Raw genomic sequence first — 1,220 nt, forward strand, 5'->3', positions numbered from 1 at the left:
GGTGAATTCAATAGGTCAATGCAACACCTTATAATTGATTATTAATTAGGTAGTTATGACTGACTTATCAAAACGTGGTTTAAGTGATATTGAAAAGCTGAAAGCATGGTTCTTATGGCGTGAAGGTAGAACGCTTAGCGAAATAGGCTTGACGCTTGATAGGCATGCTGGTTCTATATTCGGTGTACTTAAACTAAAAGGTGGAATATCGCCAGTGCAACGAAAGCGTCGATTATCGTTTCTTTCTTTAGAAGAGCGAGAAGATATATCAAGAGGTTTAGCTTCAGGCTTATCTATCAGGGCAATAGCTCGTAATGTAGAAAAGGCAGCGTCAACGGTAAGCCGTGAAATCAAACGCAATGGTGGTATTGCCAAATACCGTGCAGTTACGGCTGATAAAAATGCACTAGAGCGAGCATTAAGGCCAAAGCAATGCAAATTACAAAAAGGTAATTCACTTAGCGATTTAGTTGAGTCTAAGCTACTAGACGACTGGTCACCAGAGCAAATTTCTGGCTGGTTAAAAATAAAACACCCAGCATCATCTGAAATGCATATTTCACATGAGACTATTTATAAAACGTTATTTATCCCATCACGCTATATTTTCGAAAAAGCAGTCCTTAGCCATCTTCGCTCAAAACGTAAGTTGAGGCATGGTAAACGCTCAACAAATAAGGGAATTTATAAAGGTATTATTGATGCTAAAACAATTCATGAAAGGCCCCATGAAATTGAAACACGAGCAACTCTAGGCCACTGGGAGGGCGATTTAATATCAGGAAGTAGCAACTCACATATAGCAACATTGGTTGATCGAAAAACACGGTATACAGCTTTGGTACAAGTTGATGGTAAGGATACTAAAAATGTAGTAAATGCACTGATTCTGAAATTTAATGGTTTACCAAAAGCACTTAAAAACACACTAACGTGGGATCGGGGAATGGAATTAGCAGACCATAAAAGATTTACTAAAAATACGAATACAGATGTTTACTTTTGTGACCCGAGTAGTCCGTGGCAAAGGGGAACAAATGAAAATACAAATCGCCTTTTAAGACAGTACTTCCCGAAAAAGACAAGCCTACATGGCTTTGATCAAAGTTATTTAGATAAAATCGCTAATAAACTAAATAATCGACCAAGAAGAATATTAAACTATTTAACTCCTAATGATATGATTAAAAACCATGTTGCACTGACCACTTGATATCACC

The 1,220-nt window shown here is 37.4% G+C and carries 1 protein-coding gene; it reads left to right on the top strand.

Going from position 1 to position 1,220, the window contains the following annotated elements; all coding sequences use genetic code 11:
• Window positions 1-55 precede the first annotated feature (55 nt).
• Window positions 56-1,213 (top strand): IS30 family transposase, encoded by a 1,158-nt coding sequence (locus ACFI34_RS18710; RefSeq protein ID WP_462674589.1) that lies wholly within the window; start codon window positions 56-58, stop codon window positions 1,211-1,213.
• Window positions 1,214-1,220 lie beyond the last annotated feature (7 nt).

The sequence above is a fragment of the Pseudoalteromonas sp. PSi26 genome (assembly GCF_054960575.1).

Bases quoted from the DNA above. Each gene is read 5' to 3' on its own strand.
- ACFI34_RS18710 (WP_462674589.1), top strand. From the start codon at position 56: ATGACTGACTTATCAAAACGTGGTTTAAGTGATATTGAAAAGCTGAAA.